The sequence below is a fragment of the Pseudomonas pseudonitroreducens genome (genome assembly GCF_021603645.1).
GTDB lineage: Bacteria > Pseudomonadota > Gammaproteobacteria > Pseudomonadales > Pseudomonadaceae > Pseudomonas > Pseudomonas pseudonitroreducens.
In genome coordinates, this window is record NZ_BQHJ01000002.1 from 200,471 (window position 1) to 226,716 (window position 26,246).

Sequence of the window (26,246 nt, forward strand, 5' to 3'; positions counted from 1 at the left end):
GATCAGCCCTGGGCCAGCAGTTGGCGCAGGTCGATAATCGCGGCGTTGGCGCGGGAGATGTAGTTGGCCATCACCAGAGAGTGGTTGGCCAGCACGCCGAAGCCGCTGCCATTGAGAACCATCGGGCTCCACAGCGGCGCCTCGGCGGCCTCCAGCTCGCGGATGATCTGGCGCACGCTGACGGTGGCGTTCTTCTTCGCCAGCACGTCGGCGAAGTCCACCTCGATGGCGCGCAGGATGTGCGACAGCGCCCAGGCCTGGCCACGGGCTTCGTAGAACACGTTGTCGATCTGCATCCAGGGGGTTTCCTGGATCACTTCCTCGACTTCCGGCGCCTGGCCCGGGGTGACCGGCTGCATCGGCGTGATGTTGGTGTTCAGCTTGACCCGCCCGACGCTGGCCGAGAGGCGCTGGGACAGCGAGCCCAGGCGGGTGGAGACGTCACCCAGCCAGTTGTTCAGGCTGTCGGCGCGGGCGTAGAACTGCGCGCCGGCCGGATCGGCGGAGAGGCGAGCGAGGTAGCGGTCCAGGGACTTGATGCCTTCGGCGTACTCGGACTCCGAGGACGGCAGCGCCCAGCTCTTGTTGTCGAAGTTGAAGCGCGGCTCGGCGCGCGCCAGGTCGGCGTCCTCGGTGGACTGCGACTGGGAGCGGGCGAAGTCCTTGCGCAGCGCGCGGGACAGGTCGCGCACCTGGACCAGGGCGCCGTATTCCCAGCTGGGCATGTTGTCCAGCCAGACGCCCGGCGGGAAGATGTCGTTGGACAGATAGCCACCCGGCTTGTTGAGGATGGTAGCGACCACTTCCTTGAGGGTTTCCACCGTGGTGTAGCCCACCACCATCTGCCGGCCGGCGCGCTCGGCGGCGGCCTGGGCGTTCTGCTGCACGGGGAACAGGTCCGGCTCCTGGCTCCAGTACCAGCCGATCACCCCGCAGACCACCAGGTAGGCCCCCAGCAGGCCGCCCAGTACGCGACCCAGCCAGGGGCCGCCGAAGTAGGCGCGTGCATTGTCTACCGTGTCATCCACGCGATCACGCACGGTGCCGCGTTTCTTCCAGTTCCACATGGCAAGTTCCTTGATGTCCCGAATTCGAAGATAGCTTGGACCCGCAACCGGCCCCAGGGTGCCGCGATTTTAGGCCTCGCTGCGCAAGCATGCAGCAGCCAGGCAGACCAGCGCAGCCTACCCTGCGCATGGTGCTAGGTAATGCTGCGAATTACAAAGCTTCGGATGTTTGACCGAAGGCACTGTTATTGCCATCAAGGATTGGTAGCATAGGGCCATCAGTGTGTATCACGGCGGAAACATATTCGCCCCGCAGGCCGCCGGTACGGCCCTATAAAGAAGCGCGCGATGACCGAGCTCGACGATCCATCCCTCGACCGCCTCAAGCATCACTTCGCCCAGCGGGTGATCCACCAGGCCCGCCACCTGCTGGAGGTCTGGCAGCGCCTGTCGCGTTCGGAGTGGAACAGCGCCGGAATGGCCGAGCTGGCCGAGGCCTGCCTGCGCCTGCAGCGCTACGCCGAACGCTTCGAGCAGGCTGAACATGCGGACCTGGCCAAGGCCATCGACCAGTGCCTGCGAGCCGTGCAGGACAACCGCGGGCGCCTTTCCAGCGAGCTGATCACCGAGCTCAACCGCCTGATGCAGCGCCTGTCGCGCACCGGCCTGCGCCATGGCGACCAGTTCGAGCACACCCACCTGCCGCCGCTGCGCAAGCCGGTCTACCTGGCCCTGCAGGACCTCGAGCGCGCCGAGCGCCTGGCCCAGCAGCTGGAATTCTTCGGCATGGCTGCGCAGCCCTGCGAGCACGCCACCGCCTTCCGCGCCGCCATGGCCGACCGCCACCCGGCGGCCATCATCATGGAAATCGACTTCGCCAACGGCCAGGGCCTGGCGCTCGCCGACGAAGCCCAGGCCGGGCTGAAACAGAAGCTGCCGGTGCTGTTCTTCAGCCATGAAGAAACCGACACTCCGACCCGACTGGCCGCAGCCCGCGCCGGCGGCCAGGACTTCTTCAGCGGTGCCCTGGACGCCTCCGGCCTGCTGGAGAAGATCGAGACGCTCACCCGCGTTGCGCATTACGAGCCGTTCCGCGTGCTGATCGTCGACGACTCCCGCGCCCAGGCCGCGCACACCGAGATGGTGCTCAACAGCGCCGGCATCGTCACCCGCGCGCTCACCGCGCCGCTGTCGGTGATGGCCGAGCTGGCGGAGTTCCAGCCTGACCTGATCATCCTCGACATGTACATGCCCGAGTGCCTGGGCACCGAGCTGGCCAAGGTGATCCGCCAGCACGAGCGGCATGTCAGCGTGCCGATCATCTACCTGTCCGCCGAGGACGACCTGGACAAGCAGCTCGACGCCATGAGCGAGGGCGGCGACGACTTCCTCACCAAGCCGATCAAGCCACGCCACCTGATCGCCACCGTGCGCAACCGCGCCGCCCGCGCGCGCAGCCTGAAGGCGCGGATGGTGCGCGACAGCCTCACCGGCCTGTACAACCACACCCATACCCTGCAACTGCTCGACGACGCGCGTTTCCGTGCGCGCCGCGACGAGCGCCCGCTGACCTTCGCGATGCTCGACATCGACCACTTCAAGCGGGTCAACGACACCTATGGCCACCCCATGGGCGACCGGGTGATCAAGAGCCTCGCGCTGTTCCTCAAGCAGCGCCTGCGCAAGACCGACCACATCGGCCGCTACGGCGGCGAGGAATTCGCCGTGGTGCTGCCGGACACCGACGCCGAGTCGGCGCGCAAGGTGCTGGAGGAAATCCGCCAGCGCTTCGCCGAGATCCACTACCCGGCGCAGCCCCACGACCTCTCCTGCACCTTCAGCTGCGGCATCGCCGAGCTGGGTGAGGAGATGGACATCAAGACCCTCGCCAAGCAGGCCGACGAGGCGCTGTACACCGCCAAGCACGGCGGTCGAAACCGCGTCGAGGTCTACAGGTAACCACCGAGATTCCCCCGCGCGGCGCTCTGCCGCGCCATTTCCGACCGAATACTGGCACCGTGTCATCAGCCAGTAACCAAACTGCAATAGGTTCAGGGCTCGCCGTTTTTCCGCTGTCGGTCGAGACCTGCCATGCGCCTCAAGCTGCTCACCAACCTCAACACCTTCCTGCTCCTGCTCGTGTGCCTCGCCCTGGGCGCCACCCTGTGGTGGTCGCAACGCGCCCTGGAACGCCCCTTCACATTGATGGACCGCTACCTGGAACTCTCCCAGGGATTCGAGCGCAAGGTCGCGCAGAACATCCAGGCGTACCTTGCCAGTGGCGACGCGCTGAAACAGAAGGCCGCCCAGCAGGCCCTGGACGAACTGGCCGCGGAGCTGCCGCAATTGCCCGACAGCCTCAGCCAGTTGCTCGGCCAGAGCCTCGACGAACTGCACCAGTTCAGCGGCAGCCAACTGCTCGCTGCCGGCAAGCTGGCCGGTGACCCGCAGGGCCTGCTGCTGCAAGCCGAGCGCGACCTGCTGGCGGCGCTGGACCAACTCGGCGCCTATGCCGACGCCAGCCAGAACCCCGCCGCCGCCGGGTACCGCACCCCGCTGCTGCAGGCCGGCCTGCACCTGACGCGCCTGGCCCATGCCCGCGCCAAGCTGGTGGATAGCGGCAACCCGGCGCTGGCCGAGGACATCCAGCGCGAGCTGGAAACCCTGCGCCAGCTGGCCGAGCGTATCGACGCCCTGCCGCTACTGGGCGTACTGGAACAACAGGCCTCCGCCGCCGACGACTTCGCCTCGATGATGGGCCTGGAATCCCAGCCGGCCGCCGAGGCGCAGAGCGAGGACCGTGGCGTCACCCTCAAGCGCGACCTGGCCAGCGTGCTGCGCCGCTACCCGGATGAACTGGACCGCACCCGCCAGTTGATCGCCCAGCGCCAGCAGTTGGCCAACGCCACCGCCCAGCGCGTGGGCGCGGTGCAGCAGGCCCTGGCGACCCTGGAGCCGCAGGTGCGCGAGGAACGCTCGAAGATTCAGGCGCAGGTGCGTGTCATCCAGGGCGCGCTGATCGCCCTGATCCTCGCCACCGCGCTGCTCATCGACACCCTGCAACGCCGCCTGGCGCGAGTGCTCGGCCAACTGGTCCCGGCGCTCTCGACCTGGGCCCGCGGTGACTTCGCCAAACCCATCACCCTGGCCACCCGCACCCGCGACCTGGTGGAATTGCAGGAGTCGCTGAACCGCCTGCGCGACTTCCTCGGCACCCTGGTCGGCACCATCCACCAGCGCGCCGAGGAAGTCGCCGGCAGCAGTCGCGCCCTGGCCGAACTCAGCGGTGGCCTGCACGCCGGTGCCGAGCGCCAGGCCAGCGACACCGGGGAAATCCGCGACGCGCTGGGCGACATGGAAGCAGCGATCCAGCAGGTGGCCGGTGACGCCAGCCAGGCGGCTTCGGCCAGCCACGCCGCCGGCATGGCCGTCGAGCAGGGCCAACAGGTGATCGGCAACAGCCTGAACGGCATGCGCGCACTGGTGGACGAGGTGCAGAACAACGCCCAGGCCATCGAGAACCTGGCCGAAGAATCGGCGACCATCGGCAGCGTGCTCGGGGTGATCCGCTCCATTGCCGAGCAGACCAACCTCCTCGCGCTCAACGCCGCCATCGAAGCCGCACGGGCTGGCGAGCAGGGCCGTGGTTTTGCCGTGGTGGCCGAGGAAGTGCGTTCGCTGGCCCTGCGCACCGCCGGCGCCACCGAGGAAATCCAGCAGCTCACCGCGCGCCTGCAGCAGGCCGCCCGGCAATCGGTGGAGGCGATGCGCAGCCAGGTCGAACATGCGCAAGTTACCGCCAACCAGGCCGGCGCCGCCGAGGGCGCACTGGACGAGGTGGTTGGCGCCATCCGCACCATTGCCAGCATGGCCGAGCGCATCGCCGAAAGCTCCGCGCAGCAGAGCGGCGCGGTCAGCGAGATCCGCTCGCACAGCGAACGCATCCACGAACTGGGCAGCCAGAACCTGCGCCTGATCGGCCAGGGCCGCAGCCAGGGCGAACAGCTGCAGGAACTGGGCGGCGCATTGCACACCGCCGTGCGGGCGTTTCGGGTGTAACGGACCCGACCTGTAGGCGCTCTTGCCAGCTGTACTGCCCTCGCAGTGAGTGTAGGAGCGGACTCCGTCCGCGATAGATCAGCCCGGCGCCATCAGGCAATCCGGAGCGGGCGTTGAGTCAATCGCGGACAAAGTCCGCTCCTACGATTGTGCCCTTATCGTTCAGCCTGGACTCAACGCTCGCCCAGCTTGTGCCGCGCCGCATACAGGCAAACCATCTCCATTGCCAGGGTGGCGCCGGCCAGGGCGGTGATCTCGGCGCTGTCGTAGGGCGGCGCCACTTCCACCACGTCCATCCCCACCAGATTGATCCCACGCAATGCGCGGAGGATTTCCAGCGCCTGGTGCGAACTCAGCCCGCCACAGACCGGCGTGCCGGTGCCCGGGGCGAAGGCCGGGTCGAGGCAGTCGATATCGAAGGTCAGGTACACCGGGTTGTCGCCCACCCGCGCACGGATCCGTTCGGCGATGGCCTGCGGGGTGTGACGGTGCACCTCGCGGGCATCCAGCACCTGGAAGCCCATGACATCGTCGTTGGTGGTGCGCAGGCCGACCTGCACCGAGCGCGACGGGTCGACCAGTCCCTCGCGGGCCGCGTGGTAGAACATGGTGCCGTGGTCGATGCGCTGGCAGTCCTCGTCCGGCCAGGTGTCGCTGTGCGCGTCGAAGTGGATCAGCGACAGCGGCCCGTGCTTCTTCGCGTGGGCCTTCAGCAGCGGGTAGCTGATGAAGTGATCGCCGCCCAGGGTCAGTAGCGCGCAGCCGGCGTCGAGGATGCGCGCGGCGTGGGCTTCGATGACCTCTGGGGTTTCCTGCGGTACGCCGTGGTCGAACGAACAGTCGCCATAGTCGATCACCGCGAGGTGGTCGAAGGGATCGAACTCCCAGGGGAAGTGCCGGGCCCAGGCCATCTGAACCGAAGCCGCACGAATCGCCCGCGGTCCGAAGCGGCTGCCGGGGCGATTGGTGGTGGCGGTGTCGAAGGGCACGCCGCTGACCACCAGGTCGACGCCGCGCAGGTCACGGCTGTAGCGGCGGCGCATGAAGCTGGTGATGCCGGCATAGGTGGATTCGGCTGCGGTGCCGTAAAGGCTGTCGCGGGTGATGGCCTGGTCGTTGTCGTTAGCGAGATCCATGGCTTCCTCATCTTGGTTATCGGTGGGTCACGGTGATTCGGGTGAACGTCCGCTGCGTAGGGCGCATAACCTGGAACAGGTTATCCGCCGGCCTTGGTTCAGCTCGGCGGATAACGCTGGCGCGTTATCCGCCCTACGAAAGCCGGCCTGCCCGTCAGCTACGGGTGCGGAACGCCGACCACAGCCGCGTGCGCTCGCGCTGCTGCTTGAGCGTCAGCAACTGCTCGCCGAACAGCTTCTGGCGCATCGCCGCCGGCGGGTAGATGTCCGGGTCGCTGGCGACATCGGCATTCAGCAACGGCGTGGCCTTCTGGTTGGCGTTGGCGAAGTACAGGGTGTTGGTCAGTTCGGCGATCGACTCCGGACGCAGCATGAAGTCGATGAAGGCGCGCGCCTCCTGCGGGTGCGGGGCGTCCACCGGGATGGCCATGGTGTCGAACCAGATCAGCGTGCCTTCCCTGGGTATCCGGTAGATCACCTCGAACGGCTTGTTCGCCTGCTTGGCCTGCGCGGCGCCCATCAGCGCATCGCCGGTGTAGGTCAGGGCGACGCACAGCGAACCATTGGCCAGGTCATTGATGTGCTTGCCGCTGGCGATGTAGCGCACGTTGGGTTGCAGCTTGCCCAGCAGTTCACGGACCTGGGCGAGGTCGGCCGGGTCGGTGCTGTAGGGCGACTTGCCGAGGTAGTTCAGCGCCACGCTGATGACTTCCTGGGGCGAATCGATCAGCGAGATGCCGCAGTCGGCCAGGCGGCTGGCGTACTCGGGCTTGAACAGCAGGTCGAGGCTGTCCAGCGGCGCATCGGGGATACGCTTGAGCACCGCGTCCTTGTTGATCGCCAGGCCCACGGTGCCCCAGGTGTAGGGCACGCCGAAGCGATTGCCCGGGTCGATGCTGGCGAGCTTGGCCAGCAGTTCCGGATCGAGGTTGGCGAAGTTCTTCAGCTGCGCATCGTCCACCGGTTGCACGGCCTTGGCCTGAATCGCGCGAGCCAGCCCGCTGCTGGCGGGGAAGACGACGTCGTAGCCGCTACGCCCGGTCATCAGCTTGCTGTCGAGCACCTCGGCACTGTCGAAGGTGTCGTATTTGACGCGGATGCCGGTTTCCTTCTGGAAGCGCAGCAGGGCGTCGGCGCCGACGTAATCCGCCCAGTTGTAGAGGTTGAGCACCCGCTCCTGCGCCTGCAGGGGCACGGCCAGCGCCACGGCCAGGGCCGCGAGAGTCGCCCGGAAGAACACACGCATGATCATCGCCTCGGAGTTGTTGTGGTTATGCGGCGAGCATGGGGCGAGCTTTACTTTGTAAAAATACAAAGTTAATTACTTTGGCATTTCATCCGGACAATGTTTGGGGACCACCATGCTCAGCCAATTGCGCGACCTCGACCTGCAACTGCTGCGCCTGTTCGTCACCGTGGTCGAATGCGGCGGCTTCAGCGCTGCGCAGGGCGAGCTGGGATTGAGCCAGCCGAGCATCAGCATTCAGATGGCCAAGCTGGAAACGCGCCTGGGCTATCGCCTGTGCGAGCGCGGCAAGGGCGGCTTCCGCCTGACGCCCAAGGGCGAGCACCTGTTGCAGGCAACGCGGCGGCTGTTCCTGTCGATCGAGGACTTCCGCGACGAGGCGCGCGGGGTGGCCGACAAACTACTCGGCGAGGTGCGCATCGGCCTCTCGGAAAGCCTCGAAGAGAGCGTGCTGGCGCGGCTGTCCGACGCCATACGGCGCTTCCGCCAGCGCAACGAGGCGGTCACCCTCGACCTGCTCACCGCCACGCCGGCCGAACTGGAGCGCCTGCTGCTGCAGGACCGGCTGCACCTGGCAGTCGGCTATTTCGCCGGCACCCAGGCTGCGCTGCAGCACACCCCCTTGTTCATCGAACCGCAGGGACTGTACTGCGGCACCGGCCACCCAGCCTTCAGGGAGAAAAGGCCGACCCGCGATTCCCTGGCCGACGCCGACCAGGTACTGCACCCCTACCGCTTCATCGCCGCCGACGAACCGTTGCAGACCAGCCACAGCAGCGCACGCTGCGAGCAGGTGGACGGCAGCCTGGCGTTCATCCTCTCCGGCGCGCACATCGGCTACCTGCCCCGGCACGTCGCGCAGCCCTGGATCGAGCGCGGTCAATTGCGCGAGCTGCTGGCGGGCGAGTTGGGCTTCGACGTCGCCTTCAGCCTGACCCGCCACCGCGGTCGCCATCCCGGCGACGCCGAACAGGCTTTCGTCAGCGACCTGCTGGCAGCCTTCGGCCAGCACGCGGCAGATTGACGCAGTACGGCAAAGGGAACCGAGCCTCGTCAGCACAGTCCCACAGCCTCGATCACTTCTTGTGACAGCTCGTCGGGCATCGCCTCGGGCTGCGCCGGAAGCTTTCCGCTATCATGCCCGCCAGTCTTATGCCCGCCCATTACGTAGTCCGCGAGATGTCCATGCGCCGCCTGCTTACCCTGCTCCTGCTCCTGGTCGCCCTGCCCGCTTCCGCCGGCCTGTTCGACAAACCCGCCGACAAGGGCGGCTTCGCTGTCGGCCAGCCGGCCAAGGGCGACTTCCTGCCGGTGGCCGAGGCCTTCCGCGTCAGCGTCGAGGACAGCGACAGCCAGCAGGTGAAGCTGCGCTTCATCAATGCCGACGGCTACTACCTGTACCAGCACCGCTTCAGCTTCAAGGTCGAGCCGGCCGACAGTGGCGTGAGCGTCGGCGACGTGAAGCTGCCGCCGGGCAAGCAGCACCACGACGATTATTTCGGCGACACCGTCGTCTACTACGCCATCACCGACATCGACGTGCCGCTGCTGAACCCGCAGCACAAGCCCTTCACCCTGGTCGTCAACTACCAGGGCTGCGCCGACAAGGGCCTGTGCTATGCGCCGGAAACCACTCGCCTGCAGATCGCCGACGGCCAGGCCGCCAGCGTACTGAAAGGCCCTGCTCCCGCCGCCAAACCCGCAAGCGCATCCGGCAACCCGCTGGCCAGCCTGCTGGGCGACCATGAGCCGGGCAAGATCAAGAAACTCGGCCGCGCGCTGGCGATCTTCTTCCTCCTCGGCCTGGCACTGACCTTCACCCCCTGCGTGCTGCCGATGCTGCCGATCCTCTCCGGCGTCGTGCTGCGCGGGCGCCCGGGCGGCATGCGCGGCCTGGCGCTGTCGCTGGCCTACGTGCTGCCAATGGCCGCCTGCTATGCGGTACTCGGCACCCTGATGGGTCTGTTCGGCGCCAAGCTCAACCTGCAGGCGATGCTGCAGTCGCCCTGGGTGCTGATCCCCTTCGCGGCCTTCTTCGTGGTCTTCGCCGTCGCCATGTTCGGTGTCTTCGAGATGCGCCTGCCGGGCTTCCTGCGCGAGCGCCTGGACAACCTGGCGAACAATACCCGCGGCGGCTCCATCGCCGGCGCGGCGACCCTGGGCGTGCTCTCCAGCCTGCTGGTATCGCCTTGCGTCACTGCCCCGCTGGCCGGCCTGCTGCTGTATATCAGCAGCACCGGCGACGCCGTCGGCGGCGGCCTGCTGCTGTTCTCCCTGGGCCTGGGCATGGGCACGCCGCTGGTGATCTTCGCCGTCGGCGGCGGGGCGCTGTTGCCCAAGAGCGGCGCCTGGATGACCGGCGTGCGCAACGTCTTCGGCGTGATGCTCCTGGCGGTAGCCATCTGGATGCTCGACCGCATCGTCGCCGGCCCGGTTTCGCTGACCCTCTGGGGCACCCTGGCCGGCGGCATCGCCCTGGCCATCGGCACCCTCGAACTGGGGCCGAAGCGGCCGCTGCAGCGCCTTGGCCAACTGCTCGGGCTGATGCTGCTGGTCTACGCCGTAGCCGCCTGGACCGGCGCGCTGCGCGGCGAATCCGACCCACTGCACCCGCTGGGCCGCAGCGGCGTCAGCAGCCACGCCGGGCCGCCGAGCTCCACTCCCGGTGACTGGCAGAACATCACCACCCCGGCGCAACTGGATGCCGCGCTGCACAGCGCCTCCGCCGCCGGTCGCCCGGTGCTGCTGGACTGGTACGCCGACTGGTGCATCAGTTGCAAGATCATCGAGCGCCAGGTGCTGCCGGCAGCGGAAGTCCAGTCGCAACTGCCCGGCTTCGTCCTGCTGCGCTTCGACATGACCGCGAGCACAGAGGAGCAGCGCGCCCTTCTCGACCGCTACAACCTGTTCGGTCCGCCCGCGCTCTTGTTCTTCTCGCCAAAAGGCGACGAATGGAGCGATCTGCGCATCATCGGCGAAACCGACGCGGCCACCCTCGCCGACCACCTGAAACATGCCGGATCGCGCTCCTGAGCGGCATTTGACTGCAACGGTTTTGCCGTAATCAGCTGGCAACATGCTGACATCTACGGCAAAACCAGCATGACTGGACAGTCACGCCGGCTTTCCGGCATAGTCCCGCCCTATCGTTTCCCGCCAAGAAAAAGGACAACAGCTTCCACATGGCGACCTTACTGGTACTGCACGGGCCCAACCTCAACCTGCTGGGCACCCGCGAGCCCGACAAGTACGGCTCCGTCACCCTCGAGCAGATCAACCAGGACCTGGAGCGCCGCGCCCGCGAGGCCGGCCACCACCTGATGCACCTGCAGAGCAACGCCGAGTACGAACTGATCGACCGGATCCACGCCGCGCGCAACGAAGGCGTGGATTTCATCCTGATCAATCCGGCCGCTTTCACGCATACAAGTGTCGCGCTACGTGACGCATTGCTCGCAGTGAGCATCCCATTCATCGAAGTGCACCTCTCCAACGTGCACAAACGTGAACCTTTCCGGCATCACTCCTACTTCTCCGACGTGGCGGTAGGGGTGATCTGCGGTCTGGGTGCCACAGGCTACCGCCTGGCCCTGGAATCCGCCCTCGAACAACTTGAACGCCCGTGACCTCACCTGGGAGAGCGAACACTGATGGACATCCGTAAAGTCAAGAAACTGATCGAACTGCTCGAAGAATCCGGTATCGACGAACTGGAGATCAAAGAGGGCGAAGAGTCCGTACGCATCAGCCGTCACAGCAAGACCGCCGCCCAGCCGATCTATGCTGCCGCCCCTGCCTACGCTCCGGCCCCCGCCGCTGCCCCGGTCGCTGCTGCTGCCGCCGCTCCGGCCGCTGAAGCCGCCCCGGCTGCGCAGAACCTCGCCGGCGCCGTGCGCTCGCCGATGGTCGGCACCTTCTACCGCGCTGCCTCGCCGACCTCTGCCAACTTCGTTGAAGTCGGCCAGAGCGTGAAGAAAGGCGACATCCTCTGCATCGTCGAAGCCATGAAGATGATGAACCACATCGAAGCCGAGACCAGTGGCGTGATCGGTCAGATCCTCGTGGAGAACGGCCAGCCGGTCGAATTCGACCAGCCCCTGTTCACCATCGTTTAAAACGCGGGGAGCCTGCGATGTTGGAAAAAGTACTGATCGCCAACCGCGGCGAAATTGCGCTGCGCATCCTGCGTGCGTGCAAGGAGCTGGGCATCAAGACAGTGGCCGTGCACTCGACCGCCGACCGTGAACTGATGCACCTGTCGCTGGCCGACGAAGCGGTCTGCATCGGTCCGGCCCCGGCCGCGCAGTCCTACCTGCACATCCCGGCGATCATCGCCGCGGCCGAGGTCACCGGCGCCGTGGGTATCCACCCCGGCTACGGCTTCCTCGCCGAGAACGCCGACTTCGCCGAGCAGGTCGAACGCTCCGGCTTCACCTTCATCGGCCCGAGCGCCGACGTCATCCGCCTGATGGGTGACAAGGTGTCCGCCAAGGACGCCATGAAGAAAGCCGGCGTGCCGACCGTACCGGGCTCCGACGGCCCGCTGCCGGAAGACGAAGAAACCGCACTGGCCATCGCCCGCGAGGTTGGCTATCCGGTGATCATCAAGGCCGCCGGTGGCGGTGGTGGGCGCGGCATGCGCGTCGTGCATCACGAGGAAGACCTGATCAAGTCCGCCAAGCTGACCCGCACCGAAGCGGGCGCGGCCTTCGGCAACTCGATGGTCTACCTGGAGAAGTTCCTGACCAACCCGCGCCACGTGGAAGTCCAGGTGCTCTCCGACGGCCAGGGCAACGCCATCCACCTGGGCGACCGCGACTGCTCCCTGCAGCGTCGTCACCAGAAGGTACTGGAAGAAGCCCCCGCCCCGGGCATCGACGAGAAGGCCCGCGCCGAAGTGCTGGCCCGCTGCGTCCAGGCCTGCGTGGAAATCGGCTACCGTGGCGCCGGCACCTTCGAGTTCCTCTACGAGAACGGCCGCTTCTACTTCATCGAGATGAACACCCGCGTGCAGGTGGAGCATCCGGTGTCGGAGATGGTCACCGGGATCGACATCGTCAAGGAGATGCTCAGCATCGCCTCGGGCAACAAGCTGTCGTTCAAGCAGGAGGACGTGGTCATCCGTGGCCATGCGCTGGAATGCCGGATCAACGCCGAAGACCCGAAGACCTTCATGCCCAGCCCCGGCAAGGTGAAGCACTTCCACGCCCCGGGCGGCAACGGCGTGCGCGTGGATTCGCACCTGTACAGCGGCTACGCGGTACCGCCGAACTACGACTCGCTGGTGGGCAAGATCATCACCTACGGCAAGGACCGCGACGAAGCCATGGCGCGCATGCGTAATGCGCTGGACGAGCTGATCGTCGATGGCATCAAGACCAACACCGAGCTGCACAAGGAGCTGGTCCGCGATAAAGAGTTCTGCAAGGGTGGCGTGAACATCCACTACCTGGAGAAGAAGCTGGGCATGGACAAGCACTAAACGCTTGTCGCAAGCCTGCCTTGCCTCGCTCCACCACAAGGGCTGCCTCCGGGCGGCCCTTGTGCTTTGTGGGCCCTGCACGCTGGCATGGCAGGGTGCCGTGCAGTAAGCTTGCCGCCTTTATCTGCGGGCCGCCTGGGCGGTCCGTTGTCTTTTCCAGCGCCATCCCAGCACTATCGAGGTACCGCCCCATGCCCTGGCTTCAAGTCCGACTCGCCATCACCCCGGATCAGGCGGAAACCTATGAAGATGCACTGCTGGAAGTTGGCGCCGTCTCCGTCACCTTCATGGACGCCGAAGACCAGCCGATCTTCGAGCCGGACCTGGGCACCACCCCGCTGTGGAGCCACACTCATCTGCTCGCGCTGTTCGAGGCGGACACCGACGAAACCTCGCTGATCGCCCATCTGACCCTGTTGACCGGCGGCGAACTGCCCCAGCACCAGATCGAACACATCACGGACCAGGACTGGGAACGCAGCTGGATGGAGAACTTCAAGCCGATGCGTTTCGGCCGTCGCCTGTGGATCGTCCCCAGCTGGCACGACGCCCCGGAGCCGGAAGCGGTGAACCTGCTGCTCGACCCGGGCCTGGCCTTCGGCACCGGCACCCACCCGACCACCGCGCTGTGCCTGGAATGGCTCGACGGCCAGCAGCTGGCCGGCCAGCAGGTGCTGGATTTCGGCTGCGGCTCGGGCATCCTCGCCATCGCCGCGCTGCTGCTGGGCGCCGAGCAGGCGGTCGGTACCGACATCGACCCGCAGGCGCTGGAGGCCTCGCGCGACAACGCCTCGCGCAATGGCATCGACCCGACGAAATTCCCCGTCTACCTGCCCGCCGATATGCCGAAGGAACCAGCGGACGTCCTGGTGGCGAACATTCTGGCCGGGCCGCTGGTCACATTGGCAGAGCAGCTCACCGGCCTGGTGAAATCCGGTGGCCTGCTGGCCCTCTCGGGCATCCTCGCCGAGCAGGCCGAGGAAGTGCGCGCCGCCTATGCCGACGCCTTCGACCTCGACCCGACCGCCGAGCGCGATGGCTGGATCCGCATCAGCGGCCGCCGCCGCTGAGTGCCTGCCGTACGGGGCTTGAGTTAGACTAACCGCCAGATTTTTCCGCCGGACCGCCGCATGAGCGACAGCTTCATCACACAGTGCCCCCATTGCCAGACCCGCTTCCGCGTCAACGCGGCGCAACTGGGCGCGGCCAGCGGTGCTGTGCGCTGCGGAACCTGCCTGAAGGTGTTCAACGCGCCGCAGAACATGGTGGGCGAGCCCACCCAGACGCCGGCAGTGACGGTCGCCGAGGCGCCGTCCATTGAAGCCCGCACACCGGCAACCGCCCCGGAGCCGATCGTGCAAGCGGCTCCGACCAAGGCTCCGGAGCCAGCGGCAGTGGCGCCGATCCCCCCGCCAGCCTTCAGCACTTTCACACCGGAGAAACCTGCCGCACCCAACGCGCCCGGCACCGCCACCCTCGGCTGGCCACTGGCGCCCCATGCAGCGCGGCACTCCAGCGATGTGGCGGAAAAGCCCGCCATCACTGCACCGCAGGTGGAAACAAAACCGACACCGGCCGCCGAACCTGCCCCGAGCATTGCCGCGACTGCGGTGATCACCCCGGCCGCGACCGTCACCAGCGAGCCAGCCAGACCCGCAAGCGCGCCGGCAAAGAAAGACGAAACGCTGTGGATCCACGACGATCTCGACCTGGACAGCCTCAATCTCGACGAGGAACTGGCCAAGCTCGATGAATTCGAGCTGTCCCAGGAGTTCCTCAGCATCGAACGCGCGCCGCACCCGAGCGAGGCCCTGCAGTCCCGCCAGGAAGAGAAGCGCGACCCGCACGACGAGCGCTGGGCCGAAGCCTTGCTGGAGGAAGAACAGAGCGGCGCCAATCGAGTTTCCCGCCAGGAGCCCAGCCTTGGCCGCCTGCCCGCCGACGAGCCGCCGGCACCGCCCGCCAGCGCACGCCTGGTGGCCAGCCAGGAAGCCGAGCCGGAAGCGCCCGAAGACGAGCCGGAGCACGAACCGCGTATCGACCCGGCGCCCCTGCGCGTCGAGAGTGACGATGAGCACCTTCCAACCTTCAGCGCCCGTCGCGATGACGACGAGCCCGAGGCGGAGGACGAGCACGACGATGAGCCAACGCTGGCCGACCAGCGCGGCGACAAGCGTCGCGCCGAACCCGCCGTGAACAATGGCGGCCTGCACGACCTGAGCGACGAACCCCTGCAGCTCGACTGGCAGAAGCCCAAGAGCCGCTGGGGTCGCCGCCTGTTCTGGCTGCTGCTGATCGTGTTGGCGCTGGCCGGCCTCGCCGGCCAGTACATCGCCTACCACTTCGACGAACTGGCGCGCCAGGACCAGTACCGCCCCTGGTTTGCCCAGGCCTGCCCGGAGCTGGGTTGCACCCTGCCCTCCAAGGTGGACGTGGAGCAGATCCGCAGCAGCAACCTGGTGGTGCGCAGCCACCCGGACTTCAGCGGTGCCCTGGTGGTCGACGCGATCATCTACAACCGCGCCAACTTCTCCCAGCCCTTCCCGCTGCTGGAAATGCGCTTCGCCGACCTCAACGGCCAACTGATCGCCAGCCGCCGCTTCAAGCCCAGCGAATACCTCTCCGGCGAGCTGGCCGGGCAGAGCGAGATGCCGCCGCAGACGCCGATCCACATCTCCCTGGATATCCTCGATCCGGGTCCCAAAGCGGTGAACTACAGCCTGAGCTTCCACTCGCCGGAATGACCCGGCGAGTAGCTCAAAGCGCCTGAGAGCGCCAGTTCCACTCGTCTTCCTACCTTGGGTGCTAAGCCCGAAGCTGTTCAGAATTTATCCAAAATCGCCTTTATCCGGTCATCGAGAGCGGGTATCATGCCCTCCCTTTTTTGCTAGCACCGGTGGCAGGCCCCGAAACGCATCCGCGAGTGGTACAACGCGCGGCGCCTCGGTGTTCCCGCCCCATTGACCATGGAAATCCAGTCGGTGGTACGCATCGGCTCCTACACACTGCCCAACAGACTGATCCTGGCCCCGATGGCCGGCGTCACCGATCGTCCGTTCCGCCAGCTGTGCCGCCGCCTCGGCGCCGGCATGGTGGTTTCGGAGATGGTCACCAGCGACGTCCGCCTGTGGAACAGCCGCAAGTCGCGCCTGCGCCTGCAGCACGACAACGAAGATCAGCCACGTTCGGTGCAGATCGCCGGCGGCGACCCGCAGATGCTCGCGGAAGCCGCCCAGCGCAATGTGGAGCTCGGCGCCCAGATCATCGACATCAACATGGGTTGCCCGGCAAAGAAGGTGTGCAACAAGGCTGCGGGTTCCGCGCTGATGAAGGATGAACGGCTGGTAGCCGACATCCTCGAGGCGGTGGTCGCGGCAGTGGAGGTTCCCGTCACCCTGAAGATTCGCACCGGTTGGGACCGGTCGAACAAGAACGGTGTGACGGTGGCGCGGATCGCCGAGCAGTCGGGTATCCGGGCGCTGGCGGTACACGGCAGGACCCGTGCCGACCTCTACACCGGCGATGCGGAGTACGAAACCATTGCGGCGATCAAGCAGGCAGTTTCGATTCCGGTCTTCGCCAATGGTGATATCGATTCACCGCGCAAGGCACGGCAGGTTTTCGAGCAGACGGGTGTGGACGCCCTGCTGATCGGGCGCGCCGCTCAGGGCAATCCCTGGATCTTCCGCGAAATCGATCATTACCTGAGCACCGGCGAGCTATTGCCGGCGCCGAGTCTGCACGAGGTGCAGAGCATCCTGCTCGAACACCTCGCTGCATTGCATGCGTTTTATGGGGAGGAAATGGGTGTGCGCATTGCCCGCAAGCATGTGGGCTGGTACCTCGCAACCCAACCGGGCGCGGCGGAGTTCCGCGCCCAGTTCAATCGTTTGCAGGACACGGATGCACAGAGCGCCAGCGTCAGGCAGTTCTTCGCCGAGCGCCACAATAACGGAGATGGGGTGGCCGCATGACAACGATGACCGAGACATTAGTGAGTGGAATGACACCCGTGAGCGACAACGCCAACCTTAAACAGCACCTGACCACTCCGACGCAGGAGGGGCAGACCCTCCGCGACAGCGTGGAAAAGGCACTGCACAACTATTTCGCCCATCTCGAAGGGCAGCCGGTCACGGACGTGTACAACATGGTGCTTTGCGAAGTCGAAGCGCCGCTGCTGGAAACCGTCATGAACCACGTGAAGGGTAACCAGACCAAAGCCTCCGAACTGCTGGGGCTGAACCGCGGGACCCTGCGCAAGAAACTCAAGCAGTACGATCTTCTCTGACGCGGCGGCAGGTCCCAGGCTGCAGGCGGCAGGCAAGCCGCTCGGGCCTGAAGCCTGCAGCTTGCAGCCTGTAGCCTCTAGGAACTCGTTATGACCGACCAAACCACCCGCCTGCCCGTCCGCCGTGCGCTGATCAGCGTTTCCGACAAGACCGGCGTCGTCGATTTCGCCCGTGAGCTGGCTGCCCTTGGCGTGGAGATCCTTTCCACCGGCGGCACCTACAAGCTGCTCAAGGACAATGGCATCGCCGCCGTGGAAGTGGCCGACTACACCGGCTTCCCGGAAATGATGGACGGCCGTGTGAAGACCCTGCACCCGAAAGTCCACGGCGGTATCCTCGGCCGTCGCGACATCGATGGCGCCGTCATGGCAGAACACGGCATCAAGCCGATCGACCTGGTTGCGGTCAACCTGTATCCCTTCGCGGCAACCGTGGCCAAGCCCGGCTGCACCCTGCCGGACGCCATCGAGAACATCGACATCGGCGGCCCGACCATGGTTCGCAGCGCGGCGAAGAACCACAAGGACGTCGCCATCGTGGTCAACTCCACCGACTACCAAGGCGTCATCGCGGCCCTGCAGGACGGCGGCCTGACCTACGCCCAGCGCTTCAACCTGGCCCTCAAGGCGTTCGAGCACACCTCCGCCTACGACGGCATGATCGCCAACTACCTGGGCACCATCGACCAGGACGCCGAAACCCTGTCCACCGAGAACCGCCTGCAGTTCCCGCGCACCTTCAACAGCCAGTTCATCAAGGCGCAGGACATGCGCTACGGCGAGAACCCGCACCAGAGCGCGGCGTTCTACGTCGAGGGCGGCGAAGCCAGCGTCTCCACCGCCATCCAGCTGCAGGGCAAGGAACTGTCGTTCAACAACGTGGCCGACACCGACGCCGCGCTGGAATGCGTGAAGAGCTTCGTCAAGCCGGCCTGCGTCATCGTCAAGCACGCCAACCCGTGCGGCGTGGCCGTGGTTCCGGAAAACGAAGGCGGCATCCGCAAGGCCTATGACCTGGCCTACGCCACCGACACCGAGTCGGCCTTCGGCGGCATCATCGCCTTCAACCGCGAGCTGGACGGCGAGACCGCCCAGGCCATCGTCGACCGTCAGTTCGTCGAAGTCATCATCGCCCCGAAAGTCTCCGAAGCGGCTCGCGCCGTGGTCGCTGCCAAAGCCAACGTGCGCCTGCTGGAATGCGGCGAGTGGCCGGCCGAGCGCCCTGCCGGCTGGGACTTCAAGCGCGTCAACGGCGGCCTGCTGGTGCAGAGCCGCGACATCGGCATGATCACCGCCGACGACCTGAAGATCGTCACCCAGCGCGCGCCGAGCGAGCAGGAAATCCACGACCTGATCTTCGCCTGGAAAGTCGCCAAGTTCGTCAAGTCCAACGCCATCGTCTACGCCAAGGCGCGTCAGACCGTCGGTGTCGGCGCCGGCCAGATGAGCCGCGTGAACTCCGCCCGCATCGCCGCCATCAAGGCCGAGCACGCCGGCCTGGAAGTGAAGGGTGCGGTCATGGCTTCCGATGCCTTCTTCCCGTTCCGCGACGGCATCGACAACGCGGCCAAGGCCGGTATCACCGCGGTGATCCAGCCGGGTGGCTCGATGCGTGACAACGAAGTGATCGCCGCTGCCGACGAGGCCGGCATTGCCATGGTCTTCACCGGCATGCGCCACTTTAGGCATTAACCGGGACGGCCGCACTGTAGCGGCCGTCTGCTGCGTTGCGGACGACTTCGCCAATGCTCATTGCCAATAGGCAACTCCGCTTGTCGAAGCCATCCGCGCCTTGCATCCAGCCACTCCATTGCGCCCTCGCACAGGCTGGAAAAAAGCTCTCGTAGGTTGGGTGGAGCGAAGCGATACCCAACGATCCGGCAGTGCCGGAACTGTTCAGGAGAACTCCAATGAACGTACTCATCATCGGCAGCGGCGGTCGCGAGCACGCGCTGGCCTGGAAGGTCGCGCAGGATTCGCGCGTGCAGAAGGTCTTCGTCGCGCCGGGCAACGCCGGCACCGCCACAGAAGCCAAGTGCGAGAACGTCGCCATCGACGTGCTGGCCCTGGAAGAGCTGGCTGATTTCGCCGCGAAGAACGTACAGCTGACCATCGTCGGCCCCGAGGCGCCGCTGGTCAAAGGCGTGGTCGACCTGTTCCGCGCGCGTGGCCTGGACATCTTCGGCCCCACCGCCGGCGCCGCGCAGCTGGAAGGCTCCAAGGCCTTCACCAAGGACTTCCTCGCGCGCCACCAGATCCCCACCGCCGACTACCAGAACTTCACCGAAGTCGAGCCGGCGCTGGCCTACCTGAAAGAGAAAGGCGCGCCCATCGTGATCAAGGCCGACGGCCTGGCCGCGGGCAAGGGCGTGATCGTCGCCATGACCCTGGCCGAAGCCGAGGAAGCCGTGCGCGACATGCTCGCCGGCAACGCCTTCGGTGACGCCGGTTCGCGCGTGGTGATCGAGGAGTTCCTCGACGGCGAGGAGGCCAGCTTCATCGTCATGGTCGACGGCCAGAACGTGCTGCCCATGGCCACCAGCCAGGACCACAAGCGCGTCGGCGACGGCGACAGCGGCCCGAACACCGGCGGAATGGGCGCCTACTCCCCCGCTCCGGTCGTCACCCCGGACGTGCACCAGCGGGTGATGGATGAAGTGATCTACCCGACCGTGCGCGGCATGGCCGAGGAAGGCAACGTCTACACCGGCTTCCTGTATGCAGGCCTGATGATCGACAAGAGCGGCAAGCCGAAGGTCATCGAGTTCAACTGCCGCTTCGGCGACCCGGAAACCCAGCCGATCATGGTCCGCCTGGAATCGTCCCTGGTCCTGCTGGTCGAGGCCGCCCTCGCCAAGGCGTTGGACAAGGTCGAAGCCACCTGGGACCCGCGTCCCACCGTGGGCGTGGTGATCGCTGCTGGCGGTTACCCAGGCGACTACGCCAAGGGTGACGTCATCGAAGGCCTGGACGAAGCCGCCAAGCTCGACGGCAAGGTGTTCCACGCCGGCACCGCACTCAAGGACGGCCAGATCGTCACCGCCGGCGGCCGCGTACTGTGCGCCACCGCCATTGGCCCGAGCGTTTCCTCCGCGCAGCAGCAGGCTTATCGCCTGGCCGAGAAGATCCGCTGGAACGGCAGCTTCTACCGCACCGACATCGGCTATCGCGCCATCGCTCGCGAACGCGGCGAAGGCTGATCCGACGGGCGGAGGCGTCCCTCGTCGGGCGCCTCCTGCACGCCGGTCCCCGCGTGCACGGGTGGATTACGGCCTTCAGCACACTTGGCTATAATCCGCCCACTCACCACCGAAGGGACTTCGCCGTGCGTCGGCTCTGGACTGCCACAGGACTCCTCGTCAGCTTGCTGCTGGCCGCTCTGGTCTGTCTTCCGACCTACGCGGCAAGCCAGGATCCCGGCTGGTCCCAGCTCCATGACAGTGACGCCCGCCTGCAATTGCAGGACGTGATCTCCCCACGCTACCGCACCCTCTTCAGCCCCCTCGATATCAACGACCTGCACGCCCCCGCCGGCCCCGGCGCGACCTGGCTGCACTTCCGCCTTCCGGCCAACGACGAGCCCCAGCAACTGCGCCTGTTCGCACCGAGCCTGGACAGCTTCGAGATGTTCATTCTCGACGGGCAGAAGGTCCTCGAGCAGAAGAGCGCCGGCAACCTCTCCCCGGTCCAGCGCCCGCTGCTCAACAGCGACCTGGTGATCCCCCTGCGCGCCGCCGCCGAGCCGCTGGACCTCTATCTGCGCCTGGCCTCGACCCTGCCACTGCGGCCGAACATCAGCATCGAGGCCGCCGGCCAGCCAAGCAATGACCAGCGCCCGCTGCACTTCGGCGTGCTGATCGGCTGCCTGGCCATGCTGCTGGCCTACAACCTTGTGCGCTTCGCCTACACCCGCGTCGCCAGCGGCCTGTGGCTGGCCGGCGTGCATGCCAGCCTGCTGCTGGCCTGCCTCAACCTGTTCGGCCTGCTCAGCCCCTGGTACGGCAACAGCCAGTCGCTGCAACCGATGGCCGCCCTGGCCTGCCTGGTGGTGACGCTGTTCTGCGCGCTGGGCTATACCGCCAGCTTCTTCTCCGGCCTCAGCCCGCGCCTGCCTCTCAAACGCCTGCTGCTGGGCGGCACCGTGGTACTGGTGGTGCTGGGGGGAGCGCTGAATCTGCTGTTCTCCCTCTCCATCAGCAGCCTGGTGTACGGGCTGATCACCCTGGTGACCCTGGGCATGCTCGGCGTCGCGGTCTACTACTGGATCCACGCCTACCGGCCGGCGCGCCTGTTCGCCATCGGCATGGGCCTCTTCGTCGTGATCTGGTGCCTGTGCCTGCCGTCTCTGCTGGGCTACGTCGCGACCCGTGCCGAATGGCTCGGCAGCGGCCTGCTGGGGCTGTCGGCGGTGGTCGGTTTCCTGCTCAGCCTGGCCCTGGCCGAACGCCAGCGGAAAATCCAGAACGACCATTTCGCCGCCAGCCGCGTGCGTGCAGCCAACGTCGCCGAACTCAAGGCCAAGGGTGACTTCCTGGCGAAGATCAGCCACGAGATCCGCACGCCCATGAACGGTGTGCTGGGCATGACCGAGCTGCTGCTCGGCACCCCGCTCTCGGCCAAGCAGCGCGACTACGTACAGACCATCCACAGCGCGGGCAACGAACTGCTCTCGCTGATCAACGAGATCCTCGACATCTCCAAGCTGGAGTCCGGGCAGATCGAGCTGGACGAAGTGCAGTTCGACCTCGGCGCGCTGATCGAAGATTGCCTGGCGATCTTCCGCGCCAAGGCCGAGCAGCAGAAGGTCGAGCTGATCAGCTTCACCCAGCCGCAGGTGCCACGCATCGTCAGCGGCGACCCGACGCGCCTGCGCCAGGCCGTGCTGAGCCTGCTGGACAACGCCTTCAAGCAGACCGACGAGGGCGAGATCCTTCTCGTCGTCGCCCTCGATGGCTCGGCCGATCAGCCCCGCTTGCGCATCGCCGTGCAGGACAGCGGCAGGCCGCTGGACAGCGCCGACCGCCAGGCGCTGCTCACCGCCGAACTGCACAGCCGCGACTTCCTCTCCGCCACCCGCATGAGCAGCCGCCTCGGCCTGATCATCGCGCGCCAGCTGATCCGCCTGATGTCTGGCGATTTTGGTATCGAGAGCGGGGACTCAGGCGGCGACTCCGGCAACCTGCTGTGGCTCAGCCTGCCACTGGACCCGCAGCAGATCGACCAGGTCGGCGCCGACCTAGACGGTCCGCTGCAGGGCGCGCGCCTGCTGGTGGTGGACGACAACCAGACGTGCCGCAAGGTGGTGGTACAGCAGTGCAGCGCCTGGGGCATGAACGTCAGTGCGGTGTCCTCGGGCAAGGAAGCGCTGGCCCAGTTGCGCACCAAGGCGCACCTGCGCGAGTACTTCGATGTGGTCCTGCTGGACCAGGACATGCCCGGCATGACCGGCATGCAGCTGGCTACCAAGATCCAGGAAGACCCCAACCTCAACCACGACATCCTGCTGATCATGCTCACCGGCATCAGCAACGCGCCGAGCAAGATCATCGCGCGCAACGCCGGGATCAAGCGCATCCTGGCCAAGCCGGTGGCGGGCTATACGCTCAAGGCGACCCTCGCCGAGGAATTGTCGCAGCGCGGCCCGAGTGGCGTGAGCAACTATCTCTCGGCGGCCAGCGAGCCAGTCTCCAACGTACCGCCCAGCGACTTCCGCATCCTCGTCGCCGAAGACAACAGCATCTCCACCAAGGTCATCCGCGGCATGCTGAGCAAGCTCAACCTGCAACCGGATACCGCCAGCAATGGCGAGGAAGCCCTGGCCGCGATGAAGTCCACCCAGTACGACCTGGTACTGATGGACTGCGAGATGCCGGTACTCGACGGTTTCTCTGCCACCGAGCGCCTGCGCGCCTGGGAAGCCAGCGAACACCGCCCGCACACCCCGGTGGTGGCGCTCACCGCGCACATCCTCAGCGAGCACAAGGAACGCGCGCGACTGGTGGGCATGGACGGCCACATGGCCAAGCCGGTGGAGCTGTCGCAACTGCGCGAGCTGGTGGCCTACTGGGTCGGCGAACGTGATCGCCGCCTGCGCCAGCAGCAGAGCAACGCCCTTCCCTCCTGACTCCGGTATTTCGCACGGTTTATCCCTTGGCGCAGGAGCGGACTCCGTCCGCGATTGGCCCCCGGCGCGATGCGCAGTAGATCGCGGACAGAGTCCGCTCCTACCCATGAATCAAGCACCGTGCCGGGTTGCCAGATTGCCTTGTAGGAGCGAGCTTGCTCGCGAACCAGCCCGGCTCCGTCGCTGCCGGGAAATCCATTCGCGAGCAATGACGATGGCGTCCCCCTCGCTCCTGCAGGCACGGATCAAATCTGAGCGTAGGAGCGGACTCCCGTCCGCGATCGGCCCCGGCGCGATGCGGAATCGATCGCGGACAGAGTCCGCTCCTACCCACGAATCAAACACCGTGCCGGGTTGCCAGATAGCCTTGTAGGAGCGAGCTTGCTCGCGAACTCGCTCAACTCTGATGCCGCCGGCAAGTCCGTTCGCGAGCCATGACGATGGCGTCCCCCTCGCTCCTGCAGGCACGGATCAAATCTGAGCGTAGGAGCGGACTCCGTCCGCGATCGGCCCCCCGGCGCGATGCGGAATCGATCGCGGACAGAGTCCGCTCCCACGTAACCTGATGGGCCGGACGGGCAATTGCCCAGCCGCAATGCCGCCCGCCGAACCACCCGCTATGCTTTGCCCTGCCGCGCCCTCTCAATCCGGACGAGTCGTTCCCATGCAAGTGATGTTCAGCGTGTACCTGAAGATGCTGGTGCTCTACAGCCCGTTCTTCGTGCTGTCGTGCTTCATCAGCCTGAACCGCGGTTTCGCCCCGCGTGATCGCAAGCGCATGGCCTGGCGCGTGGCCCTGGCGGCGCTGATCGCCAGCGTGCTGCTGTACCTGTTCGGGCGCTACATCTTCACCCTGTTCGGCATCACTGCCGACGCCTTCCGCATCGGCGCCGGCTCGGTGCTGTTCATCTCCGCCCTGGGCATGGCCCAGGGGCGCCCGGCAGTGCAGGCGGACAACGTGCAGCAGGATGTCACCATCGTCCCGCTTACCATTCCCATCACCGTCGGCCCCGGCACCATCGGTGCACTGCTGGTGATGGGCGTGAACCAGGACTGGGAGCACAAGCTGCAGGCCCTGGCGGCGATCTTCCTGGCCTGCCTGACCGTGGGGGTGACGCTCTACCTCTCCGACAAGATCGAGAAGGTCCTCGGCGAGCAGGGCCTGATGATCGTCAGCCGCCTGATGGGGCTGTTCGTCTGCGCCCTTGCCGCACAGATCATCATGACCGGCGTGCGCGGCTACTTCCTCCCGCAATGACGCGCTCCTTTGGGGAGCGCCGCGCACCAAAGGGCGTTCTGCGCACCAAAGCTGCGCACTGAAAAACCTCACCATTTCGACAGAAAATCGCGTGCAGCCTATCTGCGCCAAGGCTTTTGCCTGTTTGGCACGGATGCTGCGATGGCAGCTTCGATCCCGCTCAAGGATCGCCCCATTTCCGGGGAAGCTGCCGCACCGGCAACTCCCCGCCCCTGGATAGCCAAGGAGGCTGCCGCGATGAAACGTCGTCCGCTGTTGCAAAGTACGCTGGCCGTGAGTGCCCTGCTGCTCACCGGCCTGTTCCCGTTCAGCTCCCAGGCCGCCGAGACCATCAAGGTCGGCATCCTGCATTCGCTGTCCGGCACCATGGCGATCTCCGAGACCTCGCTCAAGGACATGGCGCTGATGACCATCGACGAGATCAACGCCAAGGGCGGGGTGAACGGCAAGAAGCTCGAAGCGGTAGTGGTCGACCCGGCCTCCAACTGGCCGCTGTTCGCCGAGAAGGCGCGCCAGCTGCTGACCCAGGACAAGGTCGCGGTGGTCTTCGGCTGCTGGACCAGCGTGTCGCGCAAATCCGTGCTGCCGGTGTTCGAAGAACTCAACGGCCTGCTGTTCTACCCGGTGCAGTACGAGGGTGAGGAAATGTCGCCCAACGTCTTCTACACCGGCGCCGCACCGAACCAGCAGGCCATCCCGGCGGTGGAATACCTGATGAGCGAAGACGGCGGCGCTGCCAAGCGCTTCTTCCTGCTCGGTACCGACTACGTCTACCCGCGCACCACCAACAAGATCCTGCGCGCCTTCCTGCATAGCAAGGGCGTGGCCGACAAGGACATCCAGGAGGTCTACACGCCGTTCGGCCACAGCGACTACCAGACCATCGTCGCCGACATCAAGAAGTTCTCCGCCGGCGGCAAGACCGCGGTGATCTCCACCGTCAACGGCGACTCCAACGTGCCGTTCTACAAGGAACTGGCCAACCAGGGCCTGGAAGCCACCGAAGTGCCGGTGGTGGCCTTCTCCGTGGGCGAGGAAGAACTGCGCGGCATCGACACCAAGCCGCTGGTGGGCAACCTCGCTGCGTGGAACTACTTCGAGTCGGTGAAGAACCCGGAGAACAGCAAGTTCGTCGCCGACTGGAAGGCCTACGCCAAGGCCAAGAACCTGCCCAACTACAGTACCGCCGTGACCAACGACCCGATGGAGGCCACCTACGTCGGCATCCACATGTGGGCGCAGGCCGTGCAGAAGGCCGGCAGCACCGACGTCGACAAGGTCCGCGAGGCCATGGGCGGGCAGACCTTCAAGGCGCCATCAGGCTTCACCCTGACCATGGACAAGACCAACCACCACCTGCACAAGCCGGTGATGATCGGCGAGATCGAGGACAACGGTCAGTTCAACGTGGTCTGGAAAACTCCCGAGCCGATCCGCGCACAGCCGTGGAGCCCGTTCATTCCCGGCAACGACAAGAAGCCGGATTACGCGGTGCGTAGTGACTGATCCTTCGGGAAGCGAAAGCCCCTCACCCTAACCCTCTCCCGGAGGGAGAGGGGACCGGACGGCGCGGACTGTCAGCCCGCACTCCGGCTCCGCTCTTCCCCCTCGCCCTCCGGGAGAGGGCCGGGGTGAGGGAATCC

The 26,246-nt window shown here is 66.1% G+C and carries 19 protein-coding genes; 16 read left to right on the forward strand and 3 right to left on the reverse strand.

What is annotated here, in order from left to right:
* Positions 1-2: 2 nt before the first annotated feature.
* Positions 3-1,067, reverse strand: a complete 1,065-nt coding sequence (locus L6D89_RS05130; protein WP_236198978.1) for a DUF2333 family protein — start codon at positions 1,065-1,067, stop codon at positions 3-5.
* A gap of 288 nt (positions 1,068-1,355) precedes the next feature.
* On the opposite strand from L6D89_RS05130, the gene L6D89_RS05135 reads away from it, so the two are divergent.
* Both L6D89_RS05135 and L6D89_RS32740 read left to right on the forward strand, forming a co-directional pair.
* Complete coding sequence (locus L6D89_RS05135) at positions 1,356-2,966, forward strand: GGDEF domain-containing response regulator (RefSeq protein WP_236171369.1); 1,611 nt, start codon at positions 1,356-1,358, stop codon at positions 2,964-2,966.
* Between the two features lie 1,512 nt (positions 2,967-4,478).
* On the forward strand, positions 4,479-5,066 hold the full coding sequence (locus L6D89_RS32740) for a methyl-accepting chemotaxis protein (protein ID WP_373874932.1): 588 nt from the start codon (positions 4,479-4,481) through the stop codon (positions 5,064-5,066).
* A 173-nt stretch (positions 5,067-5,239) separates the two neighbouring features.
* Here L6D89_RS32740 and speB read toward each other — a convergent pair whose 3' ends face one another.
* On the reverse strand, positions 5,240-6,202 hold the full coding sequence (gene speB / locus L6D89_RS05145) for an agmatinase (protein WP_236171367.1): 963 nt from the start codon (positions 6,200-6,202) through the stop codon (positions 5,240-5,242).
* Between the two features lie 154 nt (positions 6,203-6,356).
* Positions 6,357-7,448, reverse strand: a complete 1,092-nt coding sequence (locus L6D89_RS05150; RefSeq protein ID WP_236198979.1) for a polyamine ABC transporter substrate-binding protein — start codon at positions 7,446-7,448, stop codon at positions 6,357-6,359.
* A 115-nt stretch (positions 7,449-7,563) separates the two neighbouring features.
* Between L6D89_RS05150 and L6D89_RS05155 the strand changes: the two genes are divergently transcribed.
* The 14 genes from L6D89_RS05155 (at position 7,564) to urtA (ending at position 26,109) form a co-directional block, all read left to right on the forward strand.
* A complete protein-coding gene (locus tag L6D89_RS05155) occupies positions 7,564-8,472 on the forward strand; it encodes a LysR family transcriptional regulator (RefSeq protein ID WP_236198980.1) in 909 nt (302 codons plus the stop codon).
* Positions 8,473-8,633: 161 nt separating this feature from the next.
* On the forward strand, positions 8,634-10,481 hold the full coding sequence (gene dsbD / locus L6D89_RS05160; protein WP_236198981.1) for a protein-disulfide reductase DsbD: 1,848 nt from the start codon (positions 8,634-8,636) through the stop codon (positions 10,479-10,481).
* Positions 10,482-10,630: 149 nt separating this feature from the next.
* Positions 10,631-11,074 carry a type II 3-dehydroquinate dehydratase gene (aroQ, locus tag L6D89_RS05165; RefSeq protein WP_015479055.1) on the forward strand — a complete coding sequence of 148 codons (444 nt, stop codon included), beginning with the start codon at positions 10,631-10,633 and terminating at the stop codon, positions 11,072-11,074.
* A gap of 24 nt (positions 11,075-11,098) precedes the next feature.
* The gene (gene accB, locus L6D89_RS05170) at positions 11,099-11,563 is read left to right on the forward strand and encodes an acetyl-CoA carboxylase biotin carboxyl carrier protein (protein ID WP_081515610.1); all 465 of its coding nucleotides are present in this window, start codon (positions 11,099-11,101) and stop codon (positions 11,561-11,563) included.
* Positions 11,564-11,580: 17 nt separating this feature from the next.
* Positions 11,581-12,930 carry an acetyl-CoA carboxylase biotin carboxylase subunit gene (gene accC / locus L6D89_RS05175; protein WP_054906434.1) on the forward strand — a complete coding sequence of 450 codons (1,350 nt, stop codon included), beginning with the start codon at positions 11,581-11,583 and terminating at the stop codon, positions 12,928-12,930.
* A gap of 191 nt (positions 12,931-13,121) precedes the next feature.
* Positions 13,122-14,000, forward strand: coding sequence for a 50S ribosomal protein L11 methyltransferase (prmA, locus tag L6D89_RS05180; RefSeq protein ID WP_236198982.1), 879 nt, complete (start codon positions 13,122-13,124; stop codon positions 13,998-14,000).
* Positions 14,001-14,060: 60 nt separating this feature from the next.
* Positions 14,061-15,674, forward strand: coding sequence for a DUF3426 domain-containing protein (locus tag L6D89_RS05185; RefSeq protein WP_236198983.1), 1,614 nt, complete (start codon positions 14,061-14,063; stop codon positions 15,672-15,674).
* A 222-nt stretch (positions 15,675-15,896) separates the two neighbouring features.
* Complete coding sequence (gene dusB, locus L6D89_RS05190; protein ID WP_236199280.1) at positions 15,897-16,904, forward strand: tRNA dihydrouridine synthase DusB; 1,008 nt, start codon at positions 15,897-15,899, stop codon at positions 16,902-16,904.
* Positions 16,901-17,221 carry a DNA-binding transcriptional regulator Fis gene (gene fis / locus L6D89_RS05195; RefSeq protein ID WP_024766365.1) on the forward strand — a complete coding sequence of 107 codons (321 nt, stop codon included), beginning with the start codon at positions 16,901-16,903 and terminating at the stop codon, positions 17,219-17,221. The genes dusB and fis overlap by 4 nt, the downstream gene beginning before the upstream one ends.
* A 90-nt stretch (positions 17,222-17,311) precedes the next feature.
* On the forward strand, positions 17,312-18,913 hold the full coding sequence (purH, locus tag L6D89_RS05200) for a bifunctional phosphoribosylaminoimidazolecarboxamide formyltransferase/IMP cyclohydrolase (RefSeq protein WP_236171361.1): 1,602 nt from the start codon (positions 17,312-17,314) through the stop codon (positions 18,911-18,913).
* 218 nt (positions 18,914-19,131) lie between these two features.
* On the forward strand, positions 19,132-20,421 hold the full coding sequence (purD, locus tag L6D89_RS05205; protein ID WP_236198984.1) for a phosphoribosylamine--glycine ligase: 1,290 nt from the start codon (positions 19,132-19,134) through the stop codon (positions 20,419-20,421).
* A gap of 125 nt (positions 20,422-20,546) precedes the next feature.
* Positions 20,547-23,345, forward strand: coding sequence for a hybrid sensor histidine kinase/response regulator (locus tag L6D89_RS05210; protein WP_236198985.1), 2,799 nt, complete (start codon positions 20,547-20,549; stop codon positions 23,343-23,345).
* Between the two features lie 664 nt (positions 23,346-24,009).
* Complete coding sequence (locus L6D89_RS05215; protein ID WP_236171358.1) at positions 24,010-24,603, forward strand: MarC family protein; 594 nt, start codon at positions 24,010-24,012, stop codon at positions 24,601-24,603.
* A 237-nt stretch (positions 24,604-24,840) separates the two neighbouring features.
* The gene (urtA, locus tag L6D89_RS05220; RefSeq protein WP_236198986.1) at positions 24,841-26,109 is read left to right on the forward strand and encodes an urea ABC transporter substrate-binding protein; all 1,269 of its coding nucleotides are present in this window, start codon (positions 24,841-24,843) and stop codon (positions 26,107-26,109) included.
* Positions 26,110-26,246: the final 137 nt, after the last annotated feature.

Coding starts and splice junctions, on each gene's coding strand:
- L6D89_RS05185 (WP_236198983.1), top strand. CDS start 14,061: ATGAGCGACAGCTTCATCACACAGTGCCCCCATTGCCAGACCCGCTTC.
- speB (WP_236171367.1), bottom strand. CDS start 6,202: ATGGATCTCGCTAACGACAACGACCAGGCCATCACCCGCGACAGCCTT.
- L6D89_RS05215 (WP_236171358.1), top strand. CDS start 24,010: ATGCAAGTGATGTTCAGCGTGTACCTGAAGATGCTGGTGCTCTACAGC.
- accB (WP_081515610.1), top strand. CDS start 11,099: ATGGACATCCGTAAAGTCAAGAAACTGATCGAACTGCTCGAAGAATCC.
- urtA (WP_236198986.1), top strand. CDS start 24,841: ATGAAACGTCGTCCGCTGTTGCAAAGTACGCTGGCCGTGAGTGCCCTG.
- fis (WP_024766365.1), top strand. CDS start 16,901: ATGACAACGATGACCGAGACATTAGTGAGTGGAATGACACCCGTGAGC.
- L6D89_RS05150 (WP_236198979.1), bottom strand. CDS start 7,448: ATGCGTGTGTTCTTCCGGGCGACTCTCGCGGCCCTGGCCGTGGCGCTG.
- accC (WP_054906434.1), top strand. CDS start 11,581: ATGTTGGAAAAAGTACTGATCGCCAACCGCGGCGAAATTGCGCTGCGC.
- purH (WP_236171361.1), top strand. CDS start 17,312: ATGACCGACCAAACCACCCGCCTGCCCGTCCGCCGTGCGCTGATCAGC.
- dsbD (WP_236198981.1), top strand. CDS start 8,634: ATGCGCCGCCTGCTTACCCTGCTCCTGCTCCTGGTCGCCCTGCCCGCT.
- dusB (WP_236199280.1), top strand. CDS start 15,897: ATGGAAATCCAGTCGGTGGTACGCATCGGCTCCTACACACTGCCCAAC.
- L6D89_RS05135 (WP_236171369.1), top strand. CDS start 1,356: ATGACCGAGCTCGACGATCCATCCCTCGACCGCCTCAAGCATCACTTC.
- aroQ (WP_015479055.1), top strand. CDS start 10,631: ATGGCGACCTTACTGGTACTGCACGGGCCCAACCTCAACCTGCTGGGC.
- L6D89_RS05155 (WP_236198980.1), top strand. CDS start 7,564: ATGCTCAGCCAATTGCGCGACCTCGACCTGCAACTGCTGCGCCTGTTC.
- L6D89_RS05130 (WP_236198978.1), bottom strand. CDS start 1,067: ATGTGGAACTGGAAGAAACGCGGCACCGTGCGTGATCGCGTGGATGAC.
- purD (WP_236198984.1), top strand. CDS start 19,132: ATGAACGTACTCATCATCGGCAGCGGCGGTCGCGAGCACGCGCTGGCC.
- prmA (WP_236198982.1), top strand. CDS start 13,122: ATGCCCTGGCTTCAAGTCCGACTCGCCATCACCCCGGATCAGGCGGAA.
- L6D89_RS32740 (WP_373874932.1), top strand. CDS start 4,479: ATGCGCGCACTGGTGGACGAGGTGCAGAACAACGCCCAGGCCATCGAG.